The 6742-nt window shown below is 45.2% G+C and carries 5 protein-coding genes and 1 tRNA gene; 5 read left to right on the forward strand and 1 reads right to left on the reverse strand.

Features of this window, described 5'->3' with window-relative positions:
* The first annotated feature begins 157 nt into the window (after positions 1 to 157).
* Positions 158 to 239 (forward strand) — tRNA-Leu (locus ACI39P_RS07815).
* Positions 240 to 354: 115 nt separating this feature from the next.
* Here the strand turns inward: ACI39P_RS07815 and pepF are convergent.
* Positions 355 to 2148, reverse strand: coding sequence for an oligoendopeptidase F (pepF, locus tag ACI39P_RS07820; RefSeq protein WP_439720102.1), 1794 nt, complete (start codon positions 2146 to 2148; stop codon positions 355 to 357).
* A gap of 219 nt (positions 2149 to 2367) precedes the next feature.
* Between pepF and glgA the strand changes: the two genes are divergently transcribed.
* From glgA to ACI39P_RS07840, 4 genes are all read left to right on the forward strand, one after another.
* Positions 2368 to 3801 (forward strand): glycogen synthase GlgA, encoded by a 1434-nt coding sequence (gene glgA, locus ACI39P_RS07825; RefSeq protein WP_439720103.1) that lies wholly within the window; start codon positions 2368 to 2370, stop codon positions 3799 to 3801.
* A gap of 163 nt (positions 3802 to 3964) precedes the next feature.
* Positions 3965 to 4225, forward strand: coding sequence for a hypothetical protein (locus ACI39P_RS07830; RefSeq protein WP_439720104.1), 261 nt, complete (start codon positions 3965 to 3967; stop codon positions 4223 to 4225).
* Between the two features lie 12 nt (positions 4226 to 4237).
* Entirely contained in the window at positions 4238 to 5662 is a 1425-nt protein-coding gene (locus ACI39P_RS07835) for a DUF5711 family protein (protein WP_439720105.1), read from the forward strand.
* Positions 5663 to 5749: 87 nt separating this feature from the next.
* The gene (locus tag ACI39P_RS07840) at positions 5750 to 6442 is read left to right on the forward strand and encodes a CvpA family protein (protein WP_439720106.1); all 693 of its coding nucleotides are present in this window, start codon (positions 5750 to 5752) and stop codon (positions 6440 to 6442) included.
* The last annotated feature ends 300 nt before the right edge of the window (positions 6443 to 6742 follow it).

Here is a 6742-nt window from a genome sequence, read left to right on the forward strand (position 1 = left end):
TGGATAGAGCAACGGCCTTCTAAGCCGTGGGTCGGGGGTTCGAATCCCTCCTGGTTCAGAGAAAAAGCCTGTCATATGTGGCAGGCTTTTTTCATTCTGAAAATTCACCCTTTGTATTGACTTTTGTAAAGGGTCAAGCTAAAATATTTTTATTCGTGCGGATATGGCGAAATTGGCAGACGCGCTGGATTTAGGTTCCAGTGGGGTGACCCGTGCAGGTTCAAGTCCTGTTATCCGCAGAGAAAAAGCCTCAGTTTTAAAAACTGAGGCTTTTTCGTTTTAGAAAATTTGGGCGAAGGGATATCTGCCAGCGGTTCCTATTGTTGGTGTAATAGGATATCCCCTTTGTTATTATCAGGATTCAAATTCATCCAGCAGTTCTTTAAACAGCTGCATAGCTTTTTCGATGGGCTCTGCGGTGGAAAGATCTACCCCTGCACCTTTCAGCAGATCGATGGAATATTCGCTGTCACCCTTGGACAGAAAATCCAGATAGGCATCGATGGCAGGCTGTCCTTCGTTCAAAATCTTTCTGGAAAGGGCGATGGCTGCGCTGTAACCTGTAGCATACTGATAGACATAGAAAGCATTATAGAAATGGGGGATTCGTGCCCATTCGATATCGATTTCGGGGTCGATGACGATATCATCTCCGAAATATTTCACGTTCAGGTCGTGATAAATCTGGTTCATGCCTTCCCATGTAAGGGGTTCCCCTTTTTCTGCCATGCTGTGAGTGATCTTTTCAAATTCCGCAAACATGGTTTGGCGGAAGAGGGTGCCGCGGAATTGTTCCAAGAAATAGTTGATGAGATATTTCCGCATGGTCTTATCTTCTGTGGTTTTCAGCAGATGCTCCATCAGCAGAGCTTCGTTGCAGGTGGATGCCACTTCCGCTACGAAGATCTTATGGTCTGCGTAAAGGTAAGGCTGCTTTTTCCAGGTGAAGAAGCTATGGAGGGCATGGCCCATTTCGTGGGCCAGAGTGAACATGCTGTTAATGGTATCATTGTGGTTCAACAGGACGAAGGGATGCACCCCATAGCTGCCCCAGGAATAGGCACCGCCCCGTTTGCCTTTGTTTTCGTAAACATCAATCCAGCCGCTTTCCATACCGTGTTCCAAAGCTGCGCTGTATTCTGCACCCATAACGGACAGGGCTTCCTTGACGGTTTTCTTGGCTTCCTCATAAGGGATTTTCACATCGGCATCGGGCACCAGAGGTACATATAAATCGTACATATGCAGTTCTTCTACGCCCAATTTCTTTTTGCGGATAGAAACATAGCGGTGCAGCAGAGGCAGATTTTGATTGACCGTATCGATGAGGTTATCGTAAACAGACAGGGGAATATTATCATCGGAGAGAGCCATTTCCATAGCAGAGCTGTAGTTTCTTGCTTCTGCAAAGAAAACGTCGCTTTTTACAGAGGAAGAATAGGTTGCCGCAAGGGTGTTTTTCTGACCGGAATATACGGAATACAGGTTTTGGAAGGCCTGCTTGCGGATGGAACGGTCAGGATTTTCCAGAAAGGTGACATATCTGCCCTTTGTCAGTTCCATTTCTTCCCCTTCTGCATTTTTGACAGCAGGGAAACGGATATCCGCATCATTCAGCATGGTAAAAATCTGTTGGGGTGCGCCGCCCAGTTCCGCCGTCTTTGCCAGCAGATTTTCTTCCGCAGGGGAAAGAGTATGGGCTTTCTGGCGCAGCAGGGTATGGAAGAAATGATCATAGATGGCGAAATCTGCGGATTTTTCTTTTCGGAAGGATGCAAGCTTTTCTTCAGGAATGGCAATGATTTCAGGAGTCAGGAAAGAAATAGCTGAAGAATAGCGGATCAGCAGCATTTCCGCCCGGGATGCCATGCCCTGATAGAAGGCGTTGGCGCTGTCTTCATGCATCCGCATGGCAGCATAGGTGTAAACATGGTCCAGTTTTAAGGACAGTTCTTCGTTTTTCCGCAGGCAGGAAAGCAGAGTCTCCGCAGAATCTGCCAGCTTGCCGGAAAAGGCTGTGATTTCGGGAATACTGGATTCCAGCGCGGCATAGGCAGCTTCCCAGTCGGCATCTGTTTTGAAATAATCCTCGATATGCCAGTGGAAACGGGGATCGGTATCCTTTCTTTCAGGAATAGAATGATTCATGGTTCATACCTCTTTTCTATCTCAATTTTGGATATTGTATGCTTTGTTTTCTGAATTTAATTATTAGTATAACACTTTTGGGAAAAGATATAAAGGTGGAAATGCGGAAGAAGAATGCTGCCTTTTTTTGAAGAAAAATTGAATCTTTATAAAAAATTGAGAGATTTTTTCTTGCTGTGAGATAATTTTCATTGTATGATATGAATGAGGTGATAAATTATGGAAAAAGGTTTGAAGGTACTTCTGGTTGCCTCCGAATCGGCGCCTTTTATCAAAAGCGGCGGATTGGGTGATGTTGTTGGTTCTCTGCCAAAGGCACTCCGCGCAAAAGGCGTGGATGTCCGCGTGGTGATCCCTCGACATAGAGCAATCAAAAATGAAACAATGTATGATGTGGAACTCGCAGGGGAATTCGATGTTTATTTGCAGTGGCGCAAGCAGAGAGCAAAGATTCTTGTGAAGCCCGGTGAGGTACCCGTATATTTTATTGAAAATGATTATTATTTTGGCCGCGGCGGTCTGTATGGCTTTGGTGATGATAATGAACGCTTTGCTTTCTTTAGCAAGGCGGTGCTGGATATGCTGGCAATGCTGGATTTCTATCCGGATATCATCCATTGCAACGACTGGCAGACAGGCCCTCTTTGCATGTATCTGAAAGAAATTTACAGCAAGGTTGTGCAGTATTCCAAAATCAAAACATTGTTTACCATCCATAACCTGCAGTATCAGGGCAGATTTTCTCCGGATACTATGGGGATGCTGGGAGTGCCCGGCTGGGTATACAACAATGTGGAATTTTATGATTCTGTAAGCTATATGAAGATGGGGCTGGTTTATGCGGATTTCATCAGCACTGTCAGTGAAACTTATGCATGGGAGATTCAGACGCCGGAATATGGCTATGGCATGGATGGCATTTTAAGAAGCAGAAGCCATCAGCTTTGCGGCATCATCAATGGGATTGATTTTGCGGCAAATAATCCGGAAACAGATCGGTATATTGTAAAGCATTTCAGTGCGGAGCATCCTGAAGGAAAGGCGGAAAATAAGCGGGCCCTGCAGGAAAGACTGGGCCTGGAACAGAGAGATGTTCCCGTGATCGCCATGATTACCCGCCTGGCGGATCAGAAGGGCGTAGATATCCTGGTGCCTGTTCTGGATGAAATCATGAGAAGAGACGTACAGTTTGTATTGCTGGGCACCGGGGAAGGCCATTATGAGCATGCCTTCCGCAATATGCAGAACAGCTATCCCGGCAGAGTTTCCTCCAACATTTTCTTTGATGAAGCGTTGGCACAGCAGATTTATGCATCTGCAGATTTGTTCCTGATGCCTTCCAAATTTGAACCCTGTGGTCTGGGGCAGATGTTCAGCCTGCGTTTTGGCACCGTGCCTATTGTTCGGAAAACCGGCGGCTTGGCGGATACGATCCATCATTATAATCCGGAAACGAAACAGGGCAATGGCTTTTTATTTGAACATTACGATGGCTGCGGGCTGCTTTGGGCAGTAGATGAAGCTCTGCGCACTTATCATATGGGCAAGGAGGAATGGGCTCATGTGGTGAAAAATGCTATGCTGTGCGATTATTCCTGGGAAAATTCTGCGGAAAAATATATTGCACTGTATGAACATTTAAGAGAAATGTAAGAATGTTTACCAAACACCTTGAAAATCGCGAAAAAAGCGGATCTGCAGGGTGTTTTTTCGCATCTTTTTTATAAAAATTGCGACAGGGCGGATTTGCAAAAGGAACAGGAGTATAGTATGATAGAAAAAGATATTCTTGGGTGAGAACGAAGGAGTGACAATGATGATTACAGTATGGAACAGAAAAGAACTGCTTTGTACATTTGATATGAAAAAACAGGCAGAAGTGCGGGATATTCTCTGGAAATTTGACATTTCCTATGAAATGCGTGTTTCGGATCGTACAGATTTTTTTGTGGGCGGCAGAATGACCTCCGATGATACTGATAATGCCATTGACCATCAGACGGAATATCTCATTTATGTAAAAAAGGAAGACTACGACAGAGCAAAGTTTCTGGTGGAAAGAAACTTGAAGGAATAAACGGAGGCAGCCATGGGCAGAAGAAATCCCCGGAGAAAATTAAATATAAGCAACAAAAGCCTGACAGTACTGGTCTGCATATTGGCGGTGGTTTGCCTGGCGGCGGGGGGAATCTACATTGATACCTTCTATGGAAAGGGAATGTTTCAGTCTTTCCTGAACCAGAGAAAGCAGACAGAAGCTGTCCAATCTGAGGAGACAGCTCCTGCGGAGAGCATGGCGGTGGATATCAGCAGCAAGGCATCCATGGCGGTTTTTGGAAAGGAATTTCTGCTCTGCACAAAGGATGGCGTGAAATATTTCACTTCTATGGGCGACCAGAAATGGAGTGATACCTTCAATATGTCCTCTCCTACGCTGATACAGGAAGGAAACTATATGGCCGTTGGCGATATGGGCGGCAAGGTGATTCGGGTCTATAACAGAGACGGTATGCTCTATGACCTGCAGGCAGAAGGCTCCCCGGTACAGTTTGCCCTGAATGAAAGCGGATATCTTTCTTTGATTACAAAGAGCGAGAATGCCTATCGCATCCGCATTTACAACGCAAAGGGAACGCTTTTGAAGGAAAGGGTGGAAGAAAGCAGCGGAATCTATCCGCTGTCGTCGGATGTGTCCGATGACAGCCGTGTATTTGCGGTCAGCTATCTGGATACGACAGATATTTCTCCCATTGGCCGTGTGCTTCTGTTTTATATTGCCGCAGAGGATAGTGAAGATTTTACAGACAGTATGTTTGCTGCTGTGGAAAAGACAGACGAGATCATTCCCGTGATAAGCTATCGCAAAAACGGTGCATTGGCGGTGATTTCCGACACTGGAGTTTATGGGATTGGCTCTGATGGCTCTGAATTATGGAACTATCCCCTGGAAAATACCATTGACCAGGCGGCTCTGGGCAACAAGGAATATATTGTCTTGGCTTTGGGTGACAGTGTGGCAAATAAAGATGGCAGAGACAAGGGGACGGTTTGCTGGCTGGATGGCAGCGGTCAGGAAAGGGCTTCCTTTGAAACAGGAGAAAGCGTAACGTATCTGTTTTCTGGGGACAAAGGAGTTGTGATTGGCAACGAACGTGACTACACTGGTGTGACCCATAGCGGCAATGAAAGCTGGAATTATACGGCTACCTCTGATATGAGCGATCTGATCCCTATGGAAAAGCTGAACAGAGTGATGGCTGTAGGCAAAGAACAGGTTTCTATTTATGATATGACGAAGGCACAGGCTGGGGAAACAGGAACCAAGCCGGCAGAGAATACCGCGGCGGGGGAACAGGATACCTCAGCGGATAAAGAGACAGGGAAGAAAGAGGATGCTGCAACCCAGAGGGAGAGCACTACAGAGGATACGCAGCAAGAGGAAAGCCCTGCAACAGGTGGGGAAGAAGCGGGAAGCAGCAATTTGGATGAACCATCTGCGGAAGAGGAAGAATAAAAAAACGGGCGGCGAAAGAGAGTTATCATGCCGCCTTTCTTCTTTTTATTTTCATAGAATAAGATAGAAGAAAAAGGAGGGAACGGAATGAGTTTGATATTGGATATCATTGTAATAGGGGTGATTTTGGGGTGCGCCCTAGCAGCGTGGCGAAAGGGATTCATTCGGGCGGCGCTGGGGTTTTTGCCTATGTTGGCGGCGTTGATTGGGTCAAAATTGGTAAGTCCTTCTGTGGGAAAGTTTTTGCGGGAAACCTTTTTATTCGATAAATTATCCGGTTCTATCCAAAAGTCTATGGGACTGGATGCGGCGATTCAGGAAGGTGCCATGGCTACCCAAACGGAGATCATTGAGGGGATGCCCCTGCCAGACTTTTTAAAGGAAGCTTTGCTGGAAAATAATAATCCCGTCATCTATCAGCTGCTGGATGTAGATACTCTGAAAGAATATATCGCCGGATTTCTGGCCAATGTTTGTATGAATGTACTAAGTGTTGTGCTGGCTTTCGTGCTGATTTATATTGCGGTGACAGTGGTGCTGCATGCGCTGCACTTGTTCAGCAAATTGCCTGTATTGAATTTCTTGAATCGTTTCAGTGGTTTTTTGGTGGGCGGTGCGAAGGGACTGTTCTTCGTATGGATTGGGTTTATAGGATTGACATTTTTCCAATGCAGTGCGAAATTTCAGGGACTTTTTGCAGCTATGGAACAAACTTTTGCGGCAAATTTTTTATATGAAAATAACATTTTATTGTATCTGATCCTGACGATATTTACCTAAAAGCCTGATAAAATCGGGCTTTTTTTATGTTTGTAAAGAAAATTTTAAAAAAATATAAAAAGTTGTTGACAATGGGTTGTTCCCGTGATAATATATCTAAGCGGTCGCAAAAAGGCCGCAGTAAAATAAACTTGCACCTTGAAAACTGAATACAAGTAAAGCAATATAGAGTCAATCGAGAAAACAAAATTTTCTATTTTCTAAATTGAAGCAACGAAAGTTGCAGCAGTGCGAAAGCACTGCACGTTGTATCGCTACAACAAACATTCCAGAGAATGTAACCGTTCAGAGGCAAGCAAA

It is taken from the genome of Anaerotignum sp., from assembly GCF_051877975.1.
In the GTDB taxonomy this organism is placed as follows: Bacteria; Bacillota; Clostridia; order Lachnospirales; family Anaerotignaceae; genus Anaerotignum_A.